The organism is Pseudoduganella sp. jia 9 (assembly GCF_055502615.1).
Window position 1 is genome coordinate 172,110 of record NZ_JBUPWE010000010.1, and the last position, 23,831, is coordinate 195,940.

The 23,831-nt window shown below is 66.4% G+C and carries 25 protein-coding genes; 14 read left to right on the forward strand and 11 right to left on the reverse strand.

Annotated elements, in window-relative coordinates; all coding sequences use genetic code 11:
* Positions 1-7: 7 nt before the first annotated feature.
* The 8 genes from ACY34H_RS14760 (at position 8) to ACY34H_RS14795 (ending at position 6,414) form a co-directional block, all read left to right on the forward strand.
* On the forward strand, positions 8-1,507 hold the full coding sequence (locus tag ACY34H_RS14760) for an NADH-quinone oxidoreductase subunit M (protein ID WP_464978224.1): 1,500 nt from the start codon (positions 8-10) through the stop codon (positions 1,505-1,507).
* A 22-nt stretch (positions 1,508-1,529) separates the two neighbouring features.
* Positions 1,530-3,020 (forward strand): NADH-quinone oxidoreductase subunit NuoN, encoded by a 1,491-nt coding sequence (gene nuoN, locus ACY34H_RS14765; RefSeq protein ID WP_464978225.1) that lies wholly within the window; start codon positions 1,530-1,532, stop codon positions 3,018-3,020.
* Positions 3,021-3,023: 3 nt separating this feature from the next.
* A complete protein-coding gene (locus ACY34H_RS14770) occupies positions 3,024-3,341 on the forward strand; it encodes a DUF2818 family protein (RefSeq protein ID WP_464978226.1) in 318 nt (105 codons plus the stop codon).
* 182 nt (positions 3,342-3,523) lie between these two features.
* Positions 3,524-4,087: an NUDIX domain-containing protein gene (locus ACY34H_RS14775; protein WP_464978227.1), complete on the forward strand. Its 564-nt coding sequence runs from the start codon at positions 3,524-3,526 to the stop codon at positions 4,085-4,087.
* A 2-nt stretch (positions 4,088-4,089) separates the two neighbouring features.
* Positions 4,090-4,821: a hypothetical protein gene (locus ACY34H_RS14780; RefSeq protein WP_464978228.1), complete on the forward strand. Its 732-nt coding sequence runs from the start codon at positions 4,090-4,092 to the stop codon at positions 4,819-4,821.
* A 119-nt stretch (positions 4,822-4,940) separates the two neighbouring features.
* Positions 4,941-5,630, forward strand: a complete 690-nt coding sequence (ispD, locus tag ACY34H_RS14785) for a 2-C-methyl-D-erythritol 4-phosphate cytidylyltransferase (RefSeq protein ID WP_464978229.1) — start codon at positions 4,941-4,943, stop codon at positions 5,628-5,630.
* Complete coding sequence (gene ispF / locus ACY34H_RS14790) at positions 5,627-6,121, forward strand: 2-C-methyl-D-erythritol 2,4-cyclodiphosphate synthase (RefSeq protein WP_464978230.1); 495 nt, start codon at positions 5,627-5,629, stop codon at positions 6,119-6,121. Before ispD ends, ispF begins: the two co-directional genes overlap by 4 nt.
* Positions 6,118-6,414, forward strand: a complete 297-nt coding sequence (locus ACY34H_RS14795; protein WP_464978231.1) for a hypothetical protein — start codon at positions 6,118-6,120, stop codon at positions 6,412-6,414. Before ispF ends, ACY34H_RS14795 begins: the two co-directional genes overlap by 4 nt.
* A 127-nt stretch (positions 6,415-6,541) precedes the next feature.
* Here ACY34H_RS14795 and ACY34H_RS14800 read toward each other — a convergent pair whose 3' ends face one another.
* Entirely contained in the window at positions 6,542-7,774 is a 1,233-nt protein-coding gene (locus ACY34H_RS14800) for an MFS transporter (RefSeq protein ID WP_464978232.1), read from the reverse strand.
* A gap of 81 nt (positions 7,775-7,855) precedes the next feature.
* Here ACY34H_RS14800 and ACY34H_RS14805 point away from each other — a divergent pair, with 81 nt between their 5' ends.
* Together ACY34H_RS14805 and ACY34H_RS14810 are read left to right on the forward strand one after the other, a co-directional pair.
* Positions 7,856-8,509, forward strand: a complete 654-nt coding sequence (locus ACY34H_RS14805) for a TetR/AcrR family transcriptional regulator (RefSeq protein WP_464978233.1) — start codon at positions 7,856-7,858, stop codon at positions 8,507-8,509.
* The gene (locus ACY34H_RS14810) at positions 8,506-8,934 is read left to right on the forward strand and encodes a VOC family protein (RefSeq protein ID WP_464978234.1); all 429 of its coding nucleotides are present in this window, start codon (positions 8,506-8,508) and stop codon (positions 8,932-8,934) included. Before ACY34H_RS14805 ends, ACY34H_RS14810 begins: the two co-directional genes overlap by 4 nt.
* On the opposite strand, the gene ACY34H_RS14815 is transcribed toward ACY34H_RS14810, so the two are convergent.
* The 6 genes from ACY34H_RS14815 to ACY34H_RS14840 form a co-directional block, all read right to left on the reverse strand.
* On the reverse strand, positions 8,931-11,108 hold the full coding sequence (locus ACY34H_RS14815) for an ATP-binding protein (protein WP_464978235.1): 2,178 nt from the start codon (positions 11,106-11,108) through the stop codon (positions 8,931-8,933). The genes ACY34H_RS14810 and ACY34H_RS14815 overlap by 4 nt on opposite strands.
* On the reverse strand, positions 11,105-11,710 hold the full coding sequence (locus ACY34H_RS14820) for a biliverdin-producing heme oxygenase (protein ID WP_464978236.1): 606 nt from the start codon (positions 11,708-11,710) through the stop codon (positions 11,105-11,107). The genes ACY34H_RS14815 and ACY34H_RS14820 overlap by 4 nt, the downstream gene beginning before the upstream one ends.
* Positions 11,711-11,726: 16 nt before the next feature.
* Positions 11,727-12,710: an FHA domain-containing protein gene (locus tag ACY34H_RS14825; RefSeq protein ID WP_464978237.1), complete on the reverse strand. Its 984-nt coding sequence runs from the start codon at positions 12,708-12,710 to the stop codon at positions 11,727-11,729.
* Positions 12,707-14,137, reverse strand: coding sequence for a S1 family peptidase (locus ACY34H_RS14830; RefSeq protein ID WP_464978238.1), 1,431 nt, complete (start codon positions 14,135-14,137; stop codon positions 12,707-12,709). The genes ACY34H_RS14825 and ACY34H_RS14830 overlap by 4 nt, the downstream gene beginning before the upstream one ends.
* 132 nt (positions 14,138-14,269) lie before the next feature.
* Positions 14,270-14,926 (reverse strand): GTP cyclohydrolase II, encoded by a 657-nt coding sequence (ribA, locus tag ACY34H_RS14835; protein ID WP_464978239.1) that lies wholly within the window; start codon positions 14,924-14,926, stop codon positions 14,270-14,272.
* Between the two features lie 133 nt (positions 14,927-15,059).
* Positions 15,060-15,761: a pirin family protein gene (locus ACY34H_RS14840; RefSeq protein WP_464978240.1), complete on the reverse strand. Its 702-nt coding sequence runs from the start codon at positions 15,759-15,761 to the stop codon at positions 15,060-15,062.
* Positions 15,762-15,901: 140 nt separating this feature from the next.
* Between ACY34H_RS14840 and ACY34H_RS14845 the strand changes: the two genes are divergently transcribed.
* From ACY34H_RS14845 to ACY34H_RS14855, 3 genes are all read left to right on the forward strand, one after another.
* A complete protein-coding gene (locus ACY34H_RS14845) occupies positions 15,902-16,822 on the forward strand; it encodes a LysR substrate-binding domain-containing protein (protein ID WP_464978241.1) in 921 nt (306 codons plus the stop codon).
* A 132-nt stretch (positions 16,823-16,954) separates the two neighbouring features.
* Positions 16,955-17,911: an EAL and HDOD domain-containing protein gene (locus tag ACY34H_RS14850; protein WP_464978242.1), complete on the forward strand. Its 957-nt coding sequence runs from the start codon at positions 16,955-16,957 to the stop codon at positions 17,909-17,911.
* Positions 17,904-20,072, forward strand: a complete 2,169-nt coding sequence (locus ACY34H_RS14855; RefSeq protein WP_464978243.1) for a putative bifunctional diguanylate cyclase/phosphodiesterase — start codon at positions 17,904-17,906, stop codon at positions 20,070-20,072. Before ACY34H_RS14850 ends, ACY34H_RS14855 begins: the two co-directional genes overlap by 8 nt.
* Before the next feature lie 182 nt (positions 20,073-20,254).
* On the opposite strand, the gene ACY34H_RS14860 is transcribed toward ACY34H_RS14855, so the two are convergent.
* Together ACY34H_RS14860 and ACY34H_RS14865 are read right to left on the reverse strand one after the other, a co-directional pair.
* A complete protein-coding gene (locus ACY34H_RS14860; protein ID WP_464978244.1) occupies positions 20,255-20,614 on the reverse strand; it encodes a KGG domain-containing protein in 360 nt (119 codons plus the stop codon).
* A gap of 240 nt (positions 20,615-20,854) precedes the next feature.
* Entirely contained in the window at positions 20,855-21,067 is a 213-nt protein-coding gene (locus ACY34H_RS14865; RefSeq protein ID WP_464978245.1) for a DUF3820 family protein, read from the reverse strand.
* Positions 21,068-21,177: 110 nt separating this feature from the next.
* Between ACY34H_RS14865 and ACY34H_RS14870 the strand changes: the two genes are divergently transcribed.
* Positions 21,178-22,383: an MFS transporter gene (locus ACY34H_RS14870; RefSeq protein WP_464978246.1), complete on the forward strand. Its 1,206-nt coding sequence runs from the start codon at positions 21,178-21,180 to the stop codon at positions 22,381-22,383.
* On the opposite strand, the gene ACY34H_RS14875 is transcribed toward ACY34H_RS14870, so the two are convergent.
* Positions 22,380-22,706, reverse strand: coding sequence for a DUF3861 domain-containing protein (locus tag ACY34H_RS14875; protein ID WP_464978247.1), 327 nt, complete (start codon positions 22,704-22,706; stop codon positions 22,380-22,382). The genes ACY34H_RS14870 and ACY34H_RS14875 overlap by 4 nt on opposite strands.
* Positions 22,707-22,709: 3 nt before the next feature.
* Positions 22,710-23,810: an acyl-CoA dehydrogenase family protein gene (locus ACY34H_RS14880; protein WP_464978248.1), complete on the reverse strand. Its 1,101-nt coding sequence runs from the start codon at positions 23,808-23,810 to the stop codon at positions 22,710-22,712.
* Positions 23,811-23,831: the final 21 nt, after the last annotated feature.

The window sequence follows — 23,831 nt, forward strand, 5'->3', positions numbered from 1 at the left end:
ATAAAAGATGCAGTCAACGATTAATAATCTTCCTCCTTACCTCAGCCTGTCGATCTGGCTGCCGATCCTGTTCGGCGTCATCATCCTGGCGATCGGCCGCGATTCGCGCGCCGGACTGGTACGCGTGCTGGCACTGATCGGCTCGATCGTCTCGCTGCTGCCGACGATCCCGCTGTTCACGCAGTTCGACAATGCGGCGCACGGCATCCAGTTCGCCGAAAGCAGCCCGTGGATCGAGCGCTTCAACATCCACTACTTCCTCGGCATCGACGGCCTGTCGCTGTGGTTCGTGCCGCTGACCGCGTTCATCACGATCATCGTCGTGATCTCCGCCTGGGAAGTGATCCAGGAACGCGTGGCCCATTACATGGGTGCGTTCCTGATCCTGTCGGGTTTGATGATCGGCGTGTTCACCGCGCTGGACGGCCTGCTGTTCTACTTCTTCTTTGAAGCCACGCTGATCCCGATGTACATCATCATCGGCGTGTGGGGTGGTGCCAACCGCGTGTATGCGGCGTTCAAGTTCTTCCTGTACACGTTCCTCGGCTCGCTGCTGACGCTGGTCGCGATCATCTACCTGTACAACAAGTCCGGTTCGTGGAACATCCTCGAATGGCACCAGCTGCCGTTGACGATGACGGAGCAGGTCGCGATCTTCGTTGCCTTCTTCATGGCGTTCGCCGTCAAGGTGCCGATGTTCCCGGTGCACACCTGGCTGCCGGACGTGCACGTGGAAGCGCCGACCGGCGGTTCCGCCGTGCTGGCCGCGATCATGCTGAAGCTGGGCGCCTACGGTTTCCTGCGCTTTTCGCTGCCGATCACGCCGGACGCCTCGCGCGACCTGGCACCCGTCGTCATCGTGCTGTCGCTGATCGCCGTGATCTACGTGGGCCTGGTGGCCCTGGTCCAGAAGGACATGAAAAAGCTGGTCGCCTACTCGTCGATCGCGCACATGGGCTTCGTCACGCTGGGCTTCTTCATGTTCAACGACATGGGTACCCAGGGCGCCATCATGCAGATGATCTCGCACGGCTTCGTGTCCGGCGCGATGTTCCTGTGCATCGGCGTGCTGTACGACCAGGCGCACTCGCGCCAGATCGCCGACTACGGCGGCGTCGTCAACAGGATGCCGAAGTTCGCCGCGTTCTTCATCCTGTTCTCGATGGCCAACTGCGGCCTGCCGGCGACCTCCGGGTTCGTGGGCGAGTTCATGGTGATCCTGGGCGCCGTGCAGTTCAACTTCGTGACCGGCATCCTGGCCGCGACCGCGCTGATCCTGGGCGCTGCCTACTCGCTGTGGATGGCCAAGCGCGTCATCTTCGGCAAGGTGGCCAACCACCACGTGGCCGAACTGAAGGACCTGAACAACCGCGAGTTCCTGATGCTGGGCCTGCTGGCGATCGCGACCCTGTACATGGGCCTGTACCCGGCGCCGTTCACGGATACGATGCAAACCTCGGTGGCCGACCTGCTCCAGCACGTCGCGCAGACCAAGATTGCGCAATGATTGCAGATAGGACCCTAGTTACATGAATCCGAACGATACCAATCTCGCACCGATCTACGCGGAGATCTTCCTGCTGATCGCCACCTCGGCGATCCTGCTGATCGACGTGTACCTGCCTGCCGCGAAACGGAACATCACGTACATGCTGTCGCTGCTGGCCCTGGCCGGCGCGGCGGTGATCACGTACGGCGATTTCGCCGCCGGCACCACGACCTATGCGTTCAATAACATGGTCGTGTCCGACCCGATGGGCAACCTGCTGAAGCTGTTCACCTACCTGTCGGTGGGCGTCACGCTGGTGTATGCGCGCCAGTACACGACCGACCGCGGCATGTTGAGCGGTAACCTCGGCGGCGAGTTCTACGGCCTCGCGCTGTTCGCCACGCTGGGCCAGATGGTGATGATCTCGGCCAACAGCTTCCTGTCCATCTACCTGGGCCTGGAACTGATGTCGCTGTCGCTGTACGCGCTGGTCGCCCTGCGCCGCGACAACACCAACGCCACCGAAGCATCGATGAAGTACTTCGTGCTGGGCGCGCTGGCTTCCGGTTTCCTGCTGTACGGCATGTCGATGCTGTATGGCGCGACCGGCACGCTGGACCTGACGACGATGTCGGCCAAGATCGCCGCCGGATCCATCAACGACACGATCCTCGTGTTCGGCCTGGTGTTCGTGGTGGCCGGCCTGGCCTTCAAGCTGGGTGCCGTGCCGTTCCACATGTGGGTGCCGGACGTGTACCAGGGTTCGCCGACCGCCGTCACGCTGCTGCTGGGCGGCGCGCCGAAGCTGGCCACCTTCGCCATCGTCGTGCGCCTGCTGGTGGAAGGCCTGATCCCGCTGGCTTTCGACTGGCAGCAGATGCTGATGATCCTGGCCGTGATGTCGCTGGTGATCGGCAACCTGACCGCGATCGCGCAAACCAACCTGAAGCGCATGTTGGCTTACTCGACGATCGCGCAGATGGGCTTCGTGCTGCTGGGCATGATGGCCGGCGTGATCGGCACCGACCAGTCGAACGCCTCGGCAGCCTACAGCGCCGCGATGTACTACTCGATCACCTACGTGCTGACCACGCTGGCCACCTTCGGCCTGATCATGGTGCTGGCCCGCGCCGGCCACGAAGCCGAAGAGCTGTCCGACTTCAAGGGCCTGGGCAAGCGTTCCGGCTGGTACGCGCTGCTGATGACGGTATTGATGTTCTCGCTGGCCGGCGTGCCGCCGATGATGGGCTTCGCCGCCAAGTTCGCCGTGCTGCAGTCGGTGCTGAAGACGGGCTACCTGTGGCTGACCGTGTTCGCCGTGATGGCTTCGCTGGTGGGTGCGTTTTACTACCTGCGCGTCGTCAAGACGATGTGGTTCGACGAGCCGGCCGACACGGCGCCGATCAAGGTTGCCGGCGACAAGAACATCGTGCTGGCACTGAATGGCCTGATGGTCGTGGTGCTGGGCGTGATTCCCGGCCCGCTGCTCGATGCGTGCCTGCACGCGATGAGCAAGACGCTGGCATCGTAAGCCATGGATATCGGCGCCTCGGCATGGCTGGTCGTCCTGCTGGCCCTGGTGCTGGCCAACCTGCCGTTCTTCAATGAGCGCATCCTGGCCCTCGTCCCGCTGAAAGGCGGGGCAGGCCAGGCTCCCTCGAAACCCTTCCTCGTCCGGCTGCTCGAACTGACGGTGCTGTACTTCGTCGTCGGCGGCATCGGCCTGGCGCTGGAAGGGCGCATCGGTACCGTGTTCCCGCAAACGTGGGAGTTCTACGCGATCACCGCCTGCATGTTCGCCGTCCTGGCATTTCCCGGCTTTGTGGTCCGCTATCTGGGCAAGCGTCACTGAGAGCGCCTGGCAAACCTCCATGGCTGCGTTGCAGCTCCTCGCCGTACAGACGCGTACTGTCTTCGTCGCTGCGCCTTGCCCTGAAGGTTTGCCAGGCACTCTGATGCGCCACCGGCATCACCGGCGCTTCACGGCCGGTGCTGCGCTGCTACACTGTGGCCTTTACGATCATGGGAGTTTGCATGAGCAATGACGCTCACCTGGAAGAAGTGAAGGTCGACGGCGGCATCGCCTACGACGGCGGTTTCCTCAAGATCCACAAAGACCATGTCCGGCTGCCCAACGGCGCCGTGACGAGCCGCGAATACATCCGCCATCCCGGCGCTGTGGTCGTGCTGCCGGTGCTGGACGATGGCCGCATCCTGCTGGAACGCCAGTTCCGCTATCCGAATTCCCAGGTTTTCATCGAGTTCCCGGCCGGGAAGATCGACGAAGGCGAGGACCATCTCGACAGCGCCAAGCGCGAACTGGAAGAAGAGACGGGCTACACCGCCACGGACTGGCAATTCGTCGCCACCATCCACAATGCCATTGCCTATTCGGACGAGCACCTGGACCTTTACCTGGCGCGCGGCCTGACGAAAGGCCAGGCGAAACTGGACGACGGCGAATTCCTCGAATGCTTCACCGCCACGCTGGACGAGCTGCTCGAGTGGGTGCGCACCGGCCGGATCACGGACGTGAAGACGATCATCGGCACATTCTGGCTCGACAAGCTGCAGCGCGGGGACTGGAAGCTGGGCTGACCATGCCGCGCGTTTCACTGATGCCGCTGCTGCCGTTCCTGCCGGTTCTATTGCTTGTGCTGCTGTTCCTCGCGGTGCAGGCCGCGCAGGCCGCACCGGCGCGCACCGCATTCCAGGTGCGCTGCGAGGATACGATCACGAAAACCGTCTCGGTATTCTCGGCAAAGCAGAACGGCTACACGATCAACACGCAACTGTCCTATAAAATGCTGACCGCGATGAAGGGCGTCGCGCGCCGCAACGAGTTCGTGCTGGGCCTGACGCGCACCGAATCGGTGGTACGGGCCGGTGCCGAAGGCGCCATGCTGCAGGATCCGGCCAGCGGCTATGAGTGCATCGCGCCGCGGCTGAAGGTGGAGCTGACCTACGCGCCGGTGAAGATCTACGTCGGCAACGAATTCCCGGTGGGGTCGTGCGGCTACCGGGAAATACTGGCGCACGAGATGCGGCACATGCAGGCTTACATGGATCACTTGCCGAAGGTGGAAAAGACGGTGGCCGCTGCCCTGGCGAAGCGCTTCGGCGGCAAGCCGTTCTATGCGCCGAGCGGCACTGCGCGCACGGCGCTGTCGTTCGAGATCGATTCCGGCTGGCTGCCATACATCAAGGCCGAAATGGCGAAGGTGGAAGCGGTGCAGGCGGCGATCGACACACCCGCCGAATATGCCCGGCTGTCGAAGGCGTGCAATGGCGAGATCCAGAAGATACTCGTGAAAACCCGCGCCGGGCGCTGAGAGCCGCGGCACGATCCCCATGGCTGCGTTGCATCGTCTTGCCGTACTAAAGGACTGTCTTCGACGATGCGCCTTGCCCTGGGGGCCGTCTCAGGGGCCTGGAATATGATGAAGAAGAGATGAATTATTTTGCATTGATTCCCGCCGCCGGCGTGGGCGCGCGGATGGCGGTGGGCTATCCCAAGCAATACCTGCCGCTGCTGGGCAAGCCGATGCTGCGGCATACGGTCGAGGCGTTCCTCCGTTCGCCGCTGGTCGCGCACACCTATGTGGTTGTCAGCGCAGCCGACGCCTACGCCGGCGACGTCCTGCCGCCGGACCTGGCCGGCGTGACGGTGCTGCGCTGCGGCGGCGCCACGCGGATGGAATCGATCCGCAACGGCCTGCGGCTGCTGGCCTCGAGCATCGGCGCCGAGGACCGCGTGCTGGTGCACGACGCCGCGCGGCCGGGCCTGACGCCGGCACTGATCGAAAAGCTGGTCGCCGAAGCGGGCATGGAGCCGGCCGGCGGACTGCTCGCGCTGCCGGTCGTCGACACGGTGAAGAGCACGCGCGGCGGCATCGTCACCACCACGCCGCGCGACGGGATGTGGCTGGCGCAGACGCCGCAGATGTTCCCCTGCGCGCTGTTGCGGCGCGCGCTGGAGGAAGCGCCCGAGCCCGAAGCGATCACCGACGACGCCAGCGCCGTCGAACGGCTGGGCCTGTCGCCGCGCCTGGTCGAGGGTCATCCGCGCAACCTCAAGGTGACGCTGCCGGCCGACGTCCGCATCGCCGAAATGTATCTATCGATGGATTCCACCCAATGAAAAAACTCCCGTTCCGCATCGGCCAGGGCTACGACAGCCACCGCCTGGTCGAAGGCCGCCAGCTGATCCTCGGCGGCGTCGACATTCCCCACGTCAAAGGCCTCGACGGCCATTCCGATGCCGACGCGCTGCTGCATGCCGTGACCGACGCCATCCTGGGCGCGGCCGCGCTGGGTGACATCGGCAAGCATTTCCCGGACACCGCCGTCGAGTTCAAGGGCGCCGATTCGCGGGTCCTGCTGCGCGCCGCCGCCGCCAGGGTAAAAGCGACCGGCTATGACATCGGCAATGTCGATGCGACGATCATCGCCCAGCGGCCGAAGATGGCGCCGCACATCGCCACGATGGTCGCCAACATCGCCGCCGACCTGGGTGTCGAACCCGGCCAGGTGAACGTCAAGGCAAAGACCAACGAAAAGATGGGTTACCTGGGCCGCGAGGAAGGCATCAACGCCGAAGCCGTCGCGCTGCTGGTGCTGCACGCCGAATGACACGCGACCTGTCCGCCTACCGCGAGGTGGCCGTCGAATCCTTCGACGACCGCGGCACCGTGCGCGTGCGCCCCGTGGTCGGGCAGGCCTATCATCCGCTGCTGCGGGTGCAGTGTTCGCGCTCCCTCGTCACCGATCACCCGCTCGGCACGCGCTTCCTGGTGCAGGCAAAACTGACCGACAGGCTCGGCGGACCGCCGTTCCTGTACGTTTATCACGGCGATCCGGTCGTGGTGCTGAGCGCCGCGCAGGCAAGAAAATTCGTCGCCGAGTTCCGCCGCGGCCGCATCTGAAATCCCGAAAACCGGTGCCGGGCTCCGGTTAACCGGCAACAAGCGTTCCAGAAAAACTGGAGCCTGTCACCGGTTTTACGGACACCTGTCCCGGCAGCAGGTGGCGACATGCGGTGCCACGCAACGGTCAGTGGACGGCGTGCAGCGCGGTGTGCTTGCGCTCGCGCCCGAAATGCCAGCCGACGGCCGCCGTGGCCAGCGCGAATACGCCGCCGACCAGCATCGCGCTAGGCACGCCCAGGTGGTCGACGGCAAGGCCGCCCACGCCGGCACCCGATGCCAGCGCCACCTGGGCGGTGGCGACGAACAGCGCGCCGCCCGTCTCCATGCCATCCGGCGCGGCGCGGAACATCCAGTTCTGCAGGGAGATCGGCATCGCGCCGAAACCCAGCCCCCAGATCATGACCAGGGCCGTCGCGGCAACCGGATCCTGGCCGAACAGCGGCAAGGCCACCGTGGCCAGGCCCATCACGAGTCCAGTGCCGATCAGCGCGCCGCGGGCGCTCCGTTCCGCGGCCCAGCCGCCGATGATGTTGCCGAGGAATCCGGCGGCGCCGTAGGCGAGCAGCAGAACGCTGACCGTGCGCACGCTCATTGCCGACACCTGCACGAGGAACGGGGTGATGTAGGTGTAGGCGGCGAACTGGCCGACGAACATCAGCACCGTGGCCGCCAGGCCGACCCGGGCCTTGGCATTTTTCAGCAGCAGCGGCAGGTCGCGCGCCTTCGTGGCCCGGGTCGGCGGCAGCGGCGGCAGCAGGAAGACCTGGATTGCCAGCACCAGCACGCCGATGCCGGCGGCGATGCCGAATGCGGTGCGCCAGCCGAACAGTTCGCCGATCAGGGCGCCGGCCGGCACGCCAGCCACGGTGCCTATCGATACCCCGCCGAAGATCAGTGCGGTGGCGCGGGTGGTGTACCGCAGCGGCACCAGCCGCGGGCCGATCGCGACACCGATCGACCAGAAGCCGCCCACGCCGATACCCAGCAGCGAGCGGCCCATGAGGATGGGCCAGAACGACGTGGCGAAAGTCACCAGCAGGTTCGAGATCACCATCACGCCCATCAGCGCCCACAGCACGTGGCGCCGGTCGGCCCGGCCCACGCCGACGGTCACCGCCAGGGCGGAAATGGCGGCGACGATGCCGGGCACGGTGACCAGCAAACCGGCCAGGCCTTCGGTGACACGCAGTTCCGCAGCCATCTGCGGCAGCAGGCCGACCGGCAGGAACTCGGTGGTCACCAGCGCGAACGCGCCAATGCCCACCGACAGGACGGCCAGCCACGCGGCCAGGCCGGGCGGGCCGTCGTCCGGCGCGGGAAGCAGGGGATCGGGACTGGACGTGGCGGGTGCATGCATGATGATTCCTTGAGTTTTTAACCGGCCGGTTATAATCTATCGGGGCAGCATCACACGTCAAGGAATTTTTAACCGATCGGTATGAAAGTAAAGACGCATCAGGGAATGGATCCGCCGGGCCAGCCAGACCGTCCCCGCACGGGGCGCCCGCGCACGTTCGACGAGGAAGAAGCCCTCGACCGGGCCATGGAGGTTTTCTGGGAGAAGGGGTACGAAGGCAGCTCGTTGCCGGAGCTGACCGCGGCGATGGGCATGAACCGACCCAGCCTTTACGCGGTATTCGGCAACAAGGAGGGGCTGTTTCGCCGCGCGGTCCAGCGTTACCAGAGCACTCGGCTGGACTTCTGCGATGCGGCGCTGGAAGCCACAACCTCGCGCGAGGTGGTGGAACGGCTGCTGCGCGGTTCGGCCGATGTGCAGACATGCCCCGACAGTCCGCATGGCTGCCTGGGCACCAGTGGCGCGCTGGCCTGCGGCGACGAGGCCCGCCCGCTGCGCGATGAGCTCGTGGCACTGCGCAGCGCGCGCGAACAGCGCCTGCGCCAGCGCCTCGAACGCGCGGTCGCGGAAGGCGACCTGCCAGCCCACGCCGACGCGGCGCAACTGGCCAGTTTCGTCGCCACGATCGTGCAGGGCATGGCCGTGCAGGCCGCCGGTGGCGCCACCCGGGGCGAACTGTATCGGACCATCGATTTCGTCATGGCCGGATGGCCGGGAAAACAGGAGACCCGATGATTGCGATTCGTGAACTCGACCACATCGTGCTGCGCGTGGTCGACCTGGACAGGATGATCCGCTTCTACACCGGCGTGCTGGGCTGCCCGATCGAGCGGCGGCAGGACGAGATCGGCCTCGTGCAGCTGCGTGCCGGCAGTGCGCTGGTCGACCTGGTGCCGGTGCACGGCAAGCTGGGCCGGATGGGCGGCGCGCCGCCGGGGAAAGAGGGCCGCAATGTCGATCATTTCTGCTTCCGGGTCGAGCCGTTCGACGAAGCCGTCATCCGCGCGCACCTCGACCGGTGCGGCGTGGCCAGCGGCCCCGCCGAATCGCGCTACGGCGCGGAAGGCGAGGGGCCGTCGATCTATATCGAGGATCCCGAGGGTAATACGGTGGAACTGAAGGGTGCGCCATACCCGCCGGCGGCGAAGACCGGATCCTAGGCCGGGCGCAGCGGGAAGGCGACGCGGAATACCACGTGCGGCGCTTCGTAGCGGTAGGTGACGGTGCCGCCATGCCCCTTCACGACATTCTCGGCAATATACAGCCCGAGGCCCATGCCGGTGCGGTTGGCGCGGTTCTGCAGGGCCATCCGCTTGAACGGGTTGAACAGCTGCGCTTCGAGTTCGGGCGGGATCGGCGCGCCGTCGTTGCGCACTTGCAGCACGGCCTGGCCGTCTTCCTCGCGGAGCGTGACGAGGATCGGCAGGCCGTTGACGCCATGGTGGCGGGCGTTGCTGAGCAGGTTGCTGATCACCTGCGCCATCCGGTCCGGGTCGGCGCAGCCGAGCACCTCCGGCGCGATGTCGGCTTGGTAGACGGTGCCGGGATGCGCCATGCGGGTTTCATCGAGCAGGTCCTCCGTCATTTTCGACAGGTCGACGTCGGTCTTGCGCATGAAAAGTCCCAGTCCACTGTCGAGCCGGCTCATATCGAGCACCTGGCTGATCAGCCGCTGCATCCGGCCGGACGAGCGCTCGATGCGCTGACCCAGTTGCTGCGGCTGGGCGCCATGCTGCAGTACCGAGGCCGCCATCGAGATCGACTGCAGTGGATCGCGCAGGTCGTGGCCCAGCATCGCCAGCAGTTGCATGCGGGCCTTTTCCGTCTCGGCATGACGCGCCATGCTGGCCCGGTGCATCTCGCCCAGCAACTGGTCGGCCACCATCAGCCGCGCCGATTCCCATGGCACTGCCTTGTCGTGCACCGATTCCACCCATTCGTCGAACGAGCCGCGCGGTGTCAGGCGATGGCCCAGCGGGCCGGTCCTTTCCTGCTTGTCCGGCTTGCCGGCCCAGCGCACGGTTTCGATCTGCTCCTTGCGCAGCGCCAGCAGCCAGCCGGCGGTGGCCGGGTCGAAGTGCAGGGCCAGCAAGCCGACCCAGGGCCCGAGGCGCTCGCGCAGCGCTTCGGGCCACTGCCCACGGCTGAAGCGATGCAGCATCTCGTCGCCGTCCGGCGGCAGCGATGCGACGATCATCGCCGCCAGTTCGTCGTCCACGCCATGCGCCGTCAGCTTGCCTTGCTGTGCAAAGACCAGCGCGTCGGCAGCCAGGTTCGTGGCCAGTTCGTCGGCATGGCGCTCCAGGGCGGCCAGCACGTCGTCCTCGTGCAGCAGCGTTTCGATCAGGCGCGTGCGCGCCACGGCGGCGTGTTCGGCCAGCGCCGCGCGCTCGCGCGAGTCGATGCTCTGCACGGCGGCGGCCAGTACCTGCGCCATCACGTCGCACGCCATCCGCACCGAATACGGCACGCGCAGCGGCGCCATGTGGTGGCAGGCGATCAGGCCCCACAGCCGGCCATTGATGACGATCGACACGCTCATCGACGCGCCCACCCCCATGTTCTGCAGGTATTCGATGTGGATCGGCGATACGCTGCGCAGCACGCAATGGCTCATGTCCAGCGGTGCGTCGGCGGCCGTGCCCAGCACCGGCACCGGCGTGTAGCCGACGTCGGCGATCAGGCGCAGCGTGTTGATCGTATACAGGCGGCGCGCCTGCGCCGGTATGTCGCTGGCCGGGTAGCGCATGCCGAGGAACGGGTGCAGGTCGTCGCGCCGCGCCTCGGCAGTGACATCGCCGCTGTCGTCGTGGCGAAAGCGGTAGGCCATCACGCGATCGAAGCCCGTGATCTCGCGCACCTGCTCCACGGCATGGCGCAGCAGCGCCTCGGTCGAGCGCTGCCGGCGCAACCTTTCGATCGCGGCATGGGCTTTCAGCGCAAAGGCGGCCAGGGCGTCGGCCGCCACCTTGCGCAATTCGAATTCGGCGATGGCGTAAGTGCCATTACCGTGCACCACGCAGTCGAAGGTGTGGCCGTTGCCGCGGGTTTCGATGCCGCTTGGCGAATCGGCACCTTCCTCCAGGCAGGTGCGCAACTGCCCGGTCACGTCCGCCGCCAGTCCCAGCTGGCTGTACGGGGTGCCGGCGGCCGGCGCGAAGCCGAGCAGGTCGGCCACGTTGGCGCTCCATGCGCGCAGCGTGCCGTCGGCCGCGAAGGCCAGCATCGCACCATGCGGCTGCACCAGGCCGGGAATGTGGATCGGTTCGTCCGCGCAATTGTCCAGGCCGACCGGAGGGGCCGGCATTGCCTGGGCGCCCGGCTGTCCCTTCATGCCGCCCGCGATACCAGGGTGGCACCTGCCGCGCTGCTGCGCCGCAGGGTGATCAGGCTGTCGAACGCGTCGCAGGCGCCCCGGCAAGCCTCGGCGATGGCCGCCTCGCCCTGTACGCTGGCGCGCAAGGCACGGAGGAAATGCTGCCAGCGGGGGCCGGGCGCGACGCCGTCGGCACGCAGGTAACGCAGCGGATGCGGTGCCAGGCGGTCCGCCAGCCGGCGGTACAGCACCGCGCCGCCGAGGCGCGAACCCTCGATCACGTACGCGACGCCCCAGCGATAGGCCGCGGCGTCGCCGCCATGCCAAGGCACGGCAGCGAACGGCACGGCGCCGCCAAGCGACGGATCGTCCAGGTCGGCCTCGATCTGGGGCAGGTGCGGTGCCGGCGCCAGCAGCGCGCCATCCTGTGGCCCGTCGGCGAAACGGGCCTGCCAGGCCTCGATCGGCACGAGCCAGCTGCGCAGCAGCGCCAGGTGGTCGCGGTAATCGTGCAGTGTCGGTGCCGGCCGGGCAAGCGGCATGCTGCCGTCCAGCTCGGCGTGGCGGGCGGCGGTGGCATCGCGCAAGGCGGCAAGGATGTCGGGATGTGCTGCGGTCATCCCACTATTGTATCGCTCAGTCAACGTCTTCGTCGTCCGATTCGTCGCCCGGCACGTCCCGCTTGCGTTCCGCATCGGCTTCCAGCCGTAGCCGCGCCGCGGAACCCAGGAAATCGTCGACGCTGTGGTCCGGGCTCTGGCGCACGGCGGGCGGCAGCAGCACCGACATGTACAGCTCATCGGACAGGCGGCCGGTGCCTTGCAGGTTGCTCATCGCGACCAGCCCGGAGCCGAGCCCCAGCAGGATGCCGCAGGCGATCTGCAGCCGCCTGGTCGACATGTGCGGCCGCACGGTTCGCACATGGAAATACACCATGCCGCAGACGATCAGGATCGACACGTGGTTGCCGTAGCGCGTAAAGACTTCGGCGGACCAGGCAAAGGCCAGTACCGCCGACAGCGCCTTCCAGGCACCGATGGTGACCAGCCCGGCGCCCAGGATGAACAGGTGCCGCCCGAGCCGCGCGTGGCTGCCGAACAGGCGGTTGACCAGCGCCCAGACGCCGCTCCAGACCAGCCCGGCACCCACGCCGGTGGCGATCGTCAGCAGGTAGCGGATCGCCTGGAAGCCTTCGGTATCGGTCAGCGCTTCGTCGACGCCGAGGAACAGCGCGATCAGCGCCACCCCGGCCAGTGCCGGCGCGCCGCCTTCCCACGCATGCATCGTGGTGTCCGTCAGTTCCGGTTCGACCGGAAAGGCGGCGTCGCGCACGCGCAGCCGCGTGTGCCCGAGCCGCACCGTCGTCGTGCCGTTCAGTGCCACCGCCTGCTGGCGCCGGCCGTGCAGCACGATGCCGTTCTGGCTGCCCAGGTCGCGCAGCACCAGGGCACCGTCGCCATCCTGCTCCAGCACCGCGTGGTGCGGCGCGGTATGGGCATCGTCGAGAACGAAGTCGTTGTCGTAGCCGCGGCCCAGCGTGACGGGCAGCGACTCGAAGCGCTGCCTGGACAGCACATCGCCGTTGCGCGCGAGGATTTCAATGAAGTACGGTGCCGTCATCTGGTACCCGTACGCGCCAGCGCTTCGAGGAAGGCGCGCGCGGTGCGCATGCCATTGTCATAGGACACGCCGCGCGCATCCAGCCGGCTTTGCAGGTTCATCATGCCGTCGTCGGTGCTGGCCGTCAGCAGCGAGAAGTCGTACAGGCCGGCGAACTTGCGGTAGGCGCGCACGCACAGCACGGCGCGCATCGGCAGCGAACCATTCGTCACGAACTGCTCGGTGCATTGCGGGCCGGTCAGGCGGCTGTCCTTGTAGTTGCCGAAGGACTCGTTCTTGAACGAACTCGACGACAACTGGGCGAAGCGGATCGCATCGAGCCCGGTGCTGCGCAGGTATTGATGGCGGATGCCGACCGCCCCGGTCTGCAGCGCATTGGAAACGAAGACCGATGACTCCATCGTGCAGCTGGTGGTGTCGACCGCGAACGGTTTTTCGGTGCGCGACGTGGCCTGGGCGCTGGAGTTGCCCCAGCAGCGCATCTGCTCCGTTTCGCGCACCGGCACTTCGTACGGCCCCATCGTTTTCTTCGTCAGCGGCCCGGCCAGCAACTGGTCCACCATTGCTTTCTGGTGCGCCAGCAACTGCTGCGTGACGATGGCGGTGAAATCCCTTGGCGCCGCGGTTTTGTCGCCGACCTGCTTCAACAGCCGCTGCGCATAGCGGATCGGCACGAGGAAGCTGACCAGTTCGCCGTCCAGCCGCTTGGCCACGTTGACGCCGGCCACCTCGCCATTGGCCGTCACGCTGGGGCCGCCGCTCATGCCCGAATTGATCGGACCGGTAAACATCAGCTGGTCGTAGAAGCTGCGCGAGATGACGCCGTTGTACGCGCCTTCGGAGATGGCGAAGCCCAGGTCCAGCGGGTTGCCCAGCGAGTACAGGTACTGCCCCTGCGTCAGCCGCACCGTATCTTCCGGCACCTTGAAGAAGCCGGTGCCGTAGCGGTTCACGCGCACCACCGCCAGGTCATGCAGCACGTCGACCGCCAGCAATTCGATGTTGCCGCGCTGGCCGGACGTGTCGACCCATTCGCCCGTGTAGGTTTCCGGATCGAGTGCGAATTGCGAGACGACGTGGTAATTCGTCAGCACCAGGTTCGAGGTGCCGACCAGGAAGCCGGAACCGACCGAGGACTGCGTGCGGCCGCTTTTCAGCAGCGAACGCACCTGCAGCAGGTCGGCCTTGGCCGCCGCGTACAGCTTTTGCGCAGCGGAGGAGGGCGTAGGCAGCGGTGCGGAGTCGGCCTGCGCACCCTGCGCGCCCGGTGCCGGCACGCGCCGGGCAGCGGGAGCGCCGCCGGGTGGTGTCTGTGCGCCCGGCATCGTCGGGGGTGCCGATGGGGGAACGGGCGCGGCCGCGGCGGCGGCGCCCCAGGTCACGGTGATCGCGAATTGAACGGTTGCGGCAAGCCGGGTGGGTTTCATGCAGTTCCTGGACTACTTTTCGACAACGAAGAGTGTACCTCAGGAACCCTCGCCCGGGACGGCGCCAGCCCGGCCGTTACGCTTGGTTACTTTTTACTTACGGATGAAAATACGTGGAGTATCGGGTGGATATTACTGTTCGCCGTCGCTGGTGGCGGTGGCGACCACGGGCGACATCATGTGGCCCAGCTTCAGCGCCTTGGTGTTCAGGTAATGCTGGTTGAACACGTTGCGGTTGACCAGCAGCGGCACGCGTTCGGCGACCGGCATGCCGAGCTTTTCCATCGCGGCGATTTTGCGCGGGTTGTTCGTCATCAGGCGCAGGGCGCGCACGCCGAACTGGCGCAGCATCGGCGCCACCAGCTCATAGCTGCGCTGGTCCGGCTTGAAGCCGAGCTGCTCGTTGGCCTGCACGGTATCGGCGCCCGCCTCCTGCAGCCGGTAGGCGCGCATCTTGTTCAGCAGGCCGATGCCGCGGCCTTCCTGGCGCAGGTACAGCAGCACGCCGCGGCCTTCGGCCGCGATGCGCTGGAGCGCGCCTTCGAGCTGGGCGCCGCAGTCGCAGCGCTGGGAAAACAGCACGTCGCCCGTCAGGCACTCGCTGTGCACGCGCGCCAGCACCGGCGCGCCGTCGCCGATATCGCCCAGCACCATCGCCAGGTGTTCCTTGCCGGTCGAATGCTCGATGAACGCGTGCAGCGTGAATTCCGCCCACGGCGTGGGCAGCGCGCACGAGGTGACGTATTCGAGATCGGCGGGATCGACAGGGATTTCAGCGACGGGCAGCATGGCTAAGCTCTTTTCATTCGGGTACGTATAAGCCCTTCATCATAGCAAAGATTGCGGTTCCGGCAGAAGCGGCCAACGGTCGAGCCCGCATCCCTGCCACTGGCACGGGAGACGGGCTCTTCCATGCTACCGATCAGTAAGGCAGGTCGAACACCAGCACCTCGGCAGCTTCGGCGTGATCCAGCTTCACCTGCGTTTCGCGGGTGATCTTCAGCGCGTCGCCGCCTTTCAGCGCGGTGCCGTTGACACTCACCGTGCCGCGGATCACATGGACGTAGCCGGTGCGCTCTTCGTCCAGGGCGTGCGTCACGCTGTCGCCCTCGTTGAGGATCGTCGCATAGATGCGCGCATCCTGGTGAATCAGTACCGAGCCATCGTGGCCGTTCGGGGAGGCGATCAGGCGCAGCTTGCCCTGCTTGCTCTCAGGCGAGAAATGCTTTTCCTCGTAGCCCGGGGCAATACCGGCTTCGGATGGCTGCACCCAGATCTGCAGGAAGTGCACGCGCTCGGTCTTCGAGTGGTTGAACTCGCTGTGCCGCACGCCGGTGCCGGCCGTCATGCGCTGCACGTCGCCGTAGCGCAGCACGCTGCCGTTGCCCATGCTGTCCTGGTGTTCCAGCGCGCCTTCCAGCACGTAGGAAATGATCTCCATGTCGCGGTGGCCATGCGTGCCGAAGCCCTGGCCCGGCATCACCTTGTCCTCGTTGATCACCAGCAGCGGGCCAAAGCCCATGTGACGCGGATCGTGGTAATGGCCAAACGAGAAGGTATGGCGGGAATCGAGCCAGCCGTGGTTGGCGACACCGCGTTCTTCACTGCGACGGACTTCTTGCATGATATGCTCCTTGAATGTTGTTTGCGATCGTTTCGAACACCTGTTTCGTGGTGTTCGCTGCTCGGATGTAACTACTATACGCCGCCCCGAACGAATCAAAAAACGGAAAAAATACCGTTCAATTATCGAAAATTTCGAACATGCTCAGACTCAGCCTGGAAGCCCTGCAGATCGTCGATGCCATCGATCGCCGCGGCTCCTTTTCCGCCGCCGGCAAGGAATTGCACCGCGTGCCTTCGACCATTTCATACACCGTGGGCAAGCTCGAGGATGATCTCGGGGTGCAGGTGTTCGAGCGCAACGGCCCGAAAGTGGAGTTGACGAAAGCCGGCCGTGAACTGCTGAAAGAAGGCCGCTACCTGCTGCGCGCGGCACAAGACCTGGAGCACCGGGTCAGGCGTGTGGCATCCGGCTGGGAAACCGAGCTGGCGATCGGCCATGACTCGATGTTTTCCAGCCTCGCATTCGGCGACGACATCCGCGCCTTCTACGAAGTTGCGCAGCAGACGCGCCTGCGCATCGTGCGCGAGGCGCTGTCCGGTACCTGGGAAGCGCTGCTGGACCGGCGCGTCGACCTGGTGATCGGCGCGCCAGGAGATGGCCCGGCCGGCGGCGGCTACGTTTCCGAGCCGATCGGCACGCTGGGCTGGGTGTTCGCGGTGGCGCCATCCCACCCGCTGGCAGCCGTCCAGGGCCGCCTCGGGCGCACGCACCTGCAGCAATACCGCGCAGTGGCAATGGCCGATTCGGCGCGGCAGATGGCACCCCGCACTGTGGGCCTGTTGCTGGGGCAGGATACGCTGACGGTGCCCGACATGGCGGCCAAGGTGCAGTACCAGGTCGCCGGCCTCGGCTTTGGCTTCCTGCCCGAGCCGTGCGCGCGCGCCGCGATCGCCGCCGGCCTGCTGGTGGAGAAGGAGGTCGAGGAACCGAAACCGGACGAAACCTTCTATCTGGCCTGGCGCACCGGCGAAACGGGCGCCGCGCTGCAATGGTGGCTGGCGCGCATGCGCGCCGGCGTGCTGTTCGAGCGGATGTGCCGGCACCTGCCCGCGGCATGATTGCGGTGCATCAATAAGATGCGTCATGGCAAGCTTTTGCGTGGAATTGTGTTGCGGTAACTGTTGACTGTCGCCAATTATTCGGGGGTACTATCCTCTTCGTCGGCTCCCGCCCTTCGAGAGATCCTCCCCATGAATACGCTATTCCTGCAGTTGCTTGCCGACCGCCAGGGCAATCCGGCGGGACTGGTGCTGGCGCTTTCCGGCGGCCCGCCGGAAGAGCCCGCGCAACCGCTGCTGCGACTGGCGGCGCGCATCCCCTGTCATTACCGGCCCGGCCTGTCCGAGCGCTGCGCCGAACCGTTGCGCAAAGCCGGGTGGCATGAGTTGCCGTCCGGCCGTACCGTGCATGCCGATCGGCCGCCCGGCAACTCCTTGCCCGGCCATGTGATGTGGATCGAGGGCGACTGGGCACTGGCACTGCCGCAGCGGCCCGCCGGCAATGGTGCGGCATCGCGCGCACTGGCGTTGCAGCTGGTGCAGCGCGTCGCCGCCGATGCGGATACCCACGACATCGAGGAACTCCTGCGCCGCGACGCCACGTTGTCGTATCACCTGCTGCGGCTTGTCAATTCGCTGGGCATGGGCAGCGGCCGCAAGGTGACGAGCTTCTCGCAAGCCATCCTGCTGCTGGGCCGGCAGCAACTGCGGCGCTGGCTGAACCTGATGCTGTTCGCGGCACGCCGCGGCGACGAACGCTCGGCGATGCTGCTGGCACGGGTATCGGTGCGGGCGCGACTGATGGAGCTGCTGGCCCGCGCCATTGGCCTGGACCGGCTGAACCAGGAGCAGGCATTCATGACCGGCATGTTTTCGCTGCTGGGCGTGCTGTTCGGCGCGCCCCTGGCCGACGTGCTGGCGCCGCTGGCGATCGCCGATGCCGTCCAGGGGGCGCTGCTGGATCGCCAGGGCGAGCAGGGCGCATTGCTGGCGCTGGTGGAAGCAGCGGAACGGAGCGATTTCGGGCCGGTGGCCGCGGCGCTCGACCGTGCCCGGCTGCCTGCCGCCGATTTCAACGCGATGGTCGTCGAGGCCAATGAATGGATGCTGGTCGTGACCGGCGACGTGGCTGGCCGATCCCATGGATGACACGGCGATCGCGCGCTGCCTGGCGCTGTGCCGCGCGGCCCGCTCGCAAGCGGGCGCCGCGCTGGCGAACACGCTCGGCCAGCTCGAAAGTGCGCTGGCCGAAGCGGGTGCGCAGGCGGAACCGGGCGACCGGCCGCAGCCGGTCGAAGCTGCCGAGGCGGCGCTGGAACTCGACCTGGCCGGTTACGTCACCGCCTGGAACGCCGGCGCCGTGCGGATGTTCGGCTACACGGCCGGCGAAGCTGTCGGCCGGCACGTGCTGTTCCTGTACACGGATGACGACGAGGAAAGCAGCATCGCCGAACTGGTCGTGGAAACGGACCAGGCCAGCGCCGAGGTGCGCCGCCGCAAGAAGTCCGGCGATACCATCCGCGTCCGGCTGTCCATCATGCTGATGAAGGATGACACGGGCGACACCGCCGGCATGCAGGTGCGGCTGGCGCAGGTGGATGAAGGCCTGTCGGTGGCGGCGAAAGCGAGCCTGCATGGCCGCATCATCGACGACACCGACCAGGGCGTCATGATTACCGATGCCGGCGAACGCATTGTCTCCGTCAACAGTGCGTTCACGCGCATCACCGGCTACACGATGGCCGAGGCGATCGGCAAGACACCCGACCTGTTGCGCGCGGCCCTGCACGATGCCGGCTTCGGCGTGCAGGTGCGGGCCGCGATGGCGGGCGCCGGACCATGGCGCGGCGAGATCGTGGGCCGCCGCAAGAACGGCGAGCTGTTCCCGCAATCGGTGATCGTCGGTGCCGTGCGCGACGAGGCAGGCCGGATCAGTCATGCGTTCTCCCTGTTCAGCGACATCAGCGTGCACAAGAATGCCGAGGCGCGCATGCAGCGCATGGCCAATTACGACGCATTGACCGGTTTGCCGAACCAGGGCTTGCTGATGCAGTTGCTGGCACAGGCCATGGCCGAGGCGCGGCGCAACCGCGAGCCCGGCGCGCTGCTGGTCGTGGAGGTCACGCGGCTGGGCGCCATCGCCGACACGCTGGGCCACGACGTGGGCAACGCGGTGCTCGTCGAGGCTGCCCGCTTGCTGCGCTCGCGGCTGCGCGAGGGAGATATCCTGGCGCGGCTCGGTGGCGGCAAGTTCGCCATCGGGCTGCCGCGCATCGACCGGCGCGAACATGCGGCACTGGTGGCGCGCAAGCTGGTCGACGTGCTGGCGGCACCGATTGCCGTGGGCACGCACTCGCTGCAGGTCGGCACCCAGGTGGGCATCGCGGTCTGGCCCGAGGATGCGCACGAACCGGGCGCGCTGCTGCGCGGCGCCGACGTGGCCGCCACGCGCGCCGGCAACAGCATGGAGCCGGCGCTGCTGTTCTTTTCCGAAGAGATGAACCAGCGCGTCAAGGAACACCTGCGCATCGAAAGCGAACTGCGCGATGCGCTGGCGAACGGCGAACTGCTGCTGTACTACCAGCCGAAAGTCAGCCTGCGCAGTGGCCGGATCGTCGGCGCCGAAGCGCTGCTGCGCTGGCGCCATCCGGTGCGCGGACTGATATCGCCGGGCGTGTTCATTCCGGTGGCGGAGGAAACCGGGCTGATCATGGAGCTCGGCAACTGGGTCATCGAAGAAGCGTGCCGGCAAATCCGCCAATGGCGCGAGGCCGGCCTGGCGATGCCACCGATCGCGCTCAACCTGTCGGCGCGGCAGTTCGACCGCGGCCTGCCGCAGCGCATGGCCGATGTACTGGAGCGCTACCAGGTGCATCCCGAGCAGGTCATGCTGGAGATTACCGAAAGCCTGCTGGTACGCGGTGCCGATAGCGTGATCGCGATCATGAACGAGCTGGTGGCGATGGGGCTGGCGCTGGCGCTGGACGACTTCGGCACCGGGTACTCGAGCCTTGCCTACCTGAAGAAATTCCCGATCAGCACCCTGAAGATCGACCGCGCGTTCGTGGTCGGCCTGCCGCACGAGGAAAACGACTGCGCGATCGCGCGGGCGATCGTCACGATGGCGCAGCAGATGCGGCAGGAGATCGTCGCCGAGGGCGTCGAAACGATGGACCAGATGGCTTTCCTGCGCGAGCTCGGCTGCGACCAGCTGCAGGGCTACCTGTTCAGCCAGCCAATCGCCGCCGCCGACTTCGAGCGCATGATGGGCGAGGGCCGGCGGCTCGCACTGGCTCTACCGGATCGCTGAAAGGATCGCTGAACGCTGGCTCCGTTGAAGATGAGCCTGGTGAAACGGCGTGGATGGCGGTGCGTGCCGGCACCACGCAAAGCGTCCGTCAAAACGGGAAAGCCGCTCCTTCGAGCGGCTTTCGGTGTTCCCGAATGGCCGGGAACCGCGCATGGGCGCCGGGATGCTGCTACCGGCTTCCGCTAGCGCTTGTCGTCGTTCTTGTGGCTCTGACGACCGGCCTGGGCATGCTGTTCAGGCGTGCCGCCGCGGGTGCCGCCACCCTGGCCACCCTGGTTGCCGCCGCCGCTCGAGCCTTGATTGCCCTGGTTGCCGCTCTGGCGGTTGCCATCGTTCTTGTGGCTCATGCTGCCGGCCTTGCGTGCCTCTTCCGAGGTGAATTCATGCGCATTGCCGGAAGCGTGTGCCGCGCGGCCGCCTTCGGAGGCGATTTCGCGCTGGCGTTCAGGGTCCATGGAAGCAAAACCGCGGTTGCTGGTATCGCCACTCTGGTTGTTGCCCTTGTTGCCGCCCTGGTTGTTGCCCTGGTTAGATGATGCCATGGTTCTCTCCTTAAATCGTGATGAACATTGCACATCCTTTACCTGACCTGTCGTCACACTGGATTCGTGTGCAAGTCGTGTAAGGGAGCGCTCATCTTAGGCCCGTTGGATGGACGTTTTTATAAGCGGTCAGGAGGGGGGCGTGTAGGACAAAGCCTCATTGAAAAGTAACACAGCTGTAGACGAATGTAACAGTGCTAGCCATGCCGGAATGGGCATTTTCGCGCCGAAATCAGCTCGTCATCGCTGGCGTAGCGGATCGAGCAGCCCGCGCAAGGCGTTGTGGTCGAGTTCGTACATCAGGGCCAGCAGTGCGCCCAGTTCCCCTTTCGGAAAACCTTCACGCGCCAGCCACCCGAGGTAATGGCCGGGCAGGTCGGCCAGCTTGCGTCCCTGGTATTTTCCGTAAGGCATTTCGCGGATGAGCAGCAGGGCAAGGGCTTCACTATTCATGGTCAGGATTGTTGCGTGTGGATCAAATATGTTCTGCCGGAGCGCGGCTTTTTCGAAAGAATGACTTCCGTGATACTGCACGGCATCCCGCTACTTTACAGGAGTCATCCATGCCCATTGCCTTGCTGGCGCTGACGATCAGCGCCTTCGCCATCGGAACCACCGAGTTCGTCATCGTCGGCCTGCTGCCTACCATTGCCGCCGATCTGCACGTCACGCTGCCCTCGGCCGGCCTGCTCGTCAGCCTGTATGCGCTGGGCGTAGCAGTCGGCGCTCCCGTGCTGACAGCGCTCACCGGCAAGCTGCCGCGCAAGATGCTGCTGCTGGCACTGATGGTGCTTTTCACTGCCGGCAACCTGCTGGCCTGGCAGGCGCCCGGCTATGAATCGCTGGTGGCCGCGCGCATCCTCACCGGGCTGGCGCACGGCGTATTTTTCTCCATCGGCTCCACCATCGCCACGTCGCTGGTACCGAAGGAAAAGGCGGCCAGCGCGATCGCCATCATGTTTACCGGCCTGACGGTGGCGCTGGTGACCGGCGTGCCGCTGGGTACCTTCACCGGCCAGCACTTCGGCTGGCGCGAAACCTTCCTGGCCGTATCGGCGCTGGGTGTCATCGCCTTCATCGGCAGCCTGCTGTACGTACCGAAGGACATCCAGCACACGAAGCCGGCATCGCTGCTGGCGCAGATGCAGGTGCTGGCGCAACCCCGGCTGCTGCTGGTCTATGCCATGACAGCGGTCGGCTACGGCGGTTCCTTCATCGCGTTCACCTTCCTCGCGCCGATCCTGCAGCAGGTTGCCGGCTTTGGCGAGAGCGCCGTCGGGGTGGTGATGCTGGTGTATGGTGTCTCTGTGGCGGCCGGCAATATCTGGGGCGGCAAGCTGGCGGACCGGCGCGGCCCGGTCGACGCCCTGAAGATCATCTTCCTCGGCCTGGCCGCCGTGCTGCTGGCGCTGACCTTTACCGCACCGCACCCGTGGCTGGTGGTGCTGACGGTCCTGCTGTGGGGCGCGGTCGCATTCGGCAATGTGGCCGGCCTGCAGGTGTACGTGGTGCAGCAGGCGGAACACTACACGCCGCGCGCCGTCGACGTGGCATCGGGCCTGAACATCGCCGCCTTCAACCTCGGCATTGCCGGCGGCGCCTGGGGCGGCGGCCACATCGTCGAACATCTCGGCCTCGTGCACACCGGCTGGATCGGCGCGCTCGTCGTGCTGGGTGCTTATGGCCTGACGGTGCTGTCCGGCCGGCTGGACCGGCTCAACCCGCGGCCTGCCACGTCAGGCGAACCGCTGCGCGCGGTCGCACACTAGGGCGTTTCGGGATCCATCGCGGGCTCGTCCGGCAGCGCGGGCCCTTTCTTCAGGTGCTTCATGAACTGCTTGAAGTGCGGCTGCAATTCGGTGAACAGCGGGTGGTCGCGGTTTTCCAGCATGACCTCGGAAAACAGCTTCAGCCCGACGGCCAGCGACGTGGCGGTTTCCGCATCGAAGTCGCCACGCCCGCGCATGCGCTCGACGATGGAAAAAATGTCGTCGTGGTTGCCGGTCTCGAACGTCAGCGGGGTGCGCGTGACGGGATTGCCACCCGGGTCCTGCAGGTGTTCGACAGTGATGCGGTAACGGTGCTGTTTCATCGCTCATGCCTCCTGGCTGGGTTGGTTCGGCAGCAGCAGCGCATGCTGCGTGGCGGTATGGAAATCGCGCCAGACCCGGTTGATCGGGGCATCCTCGCGCGCCGCCTGCAAGCCGCAGTACGGGTACAGGCCGTCGACGGTACGGCGGCAGGTATCCACCAGCTGCAAGGATACCCGCTGCAGGTTCGCCTCGTCCGCAACGGAGCGGCGCAGCACGTCGGCCCAGGCACGGTCGAGCTCCTCGTACAATGCCGCGCGATGCGCTGCCAGCTCTTCCCGCGCCGTTGCGAGCCGCGCCGCCACCGCGGGAACTTCGCCCAGCGGCACGCCGCTGCCATGCTGGCGCCGCACGGCGATCAGCGGCCCGGCCAGCGCCACGAAACGGCCGGCCATGCCGACCAGGTTGGCCGCCAGCGTCACGTAGGCGAGCGCCATGAACGGGAAGCGGTACAGCGGCCCCTCGGCCGTGGCATGCACGGCGTCGATCGTGAAACCGTGGCTGGCCGGCACCCGCGCGCCATCGATCCGGTAAGCGTGCGAGGCGGAGGCGCGCAGTCCGATCGACTGCCAAGAGGCTTCCAGCGCGACATGCCGCGCCGGGACGACGAAGGCGCGGATGAGCGGTTTGCCATGCGCGTCGCGCAGCACTTCGCCGCGCGCGCGCAGCACCGCGTTCAGCGTGAAGTGCGTGGCCATTGGTGCGCCGCTGGCGTAATCCCACCGGCCGGTGATCACGACATCGTCGCCATCGGCATCGGCAAAGCCGGTCGCGGCACCGCTGCCGGCCAGGCAGGCGCCCGGCACCGCCATGATGTCGCGTGCCACGTGCGGCGGCAGGAAACCGGCGAACCAGCCGGCCCCCGCGCACAGCGTGACGACCCATCCCAGGCTGCCGTCGGTGGCGGCAAGCCGTTCTTCCAGCCGCACCACTTCCGGCAGCGGCAGCTCGGCACCGCCGGCGGCGCGCGGCGCCAGCATCTTCAGCCAGCCCTGTTCATGGATGTGCGCCTGCTGTTCGGGCAGCAGGAAACCGGCCAGCTCGGCTTCCCTCCAGGGATCGCCAGACTCGGCGCCAGGCACCGGCACTTCGGAAATATCTCTCATTGATAGTTGCCTGTCACCGGC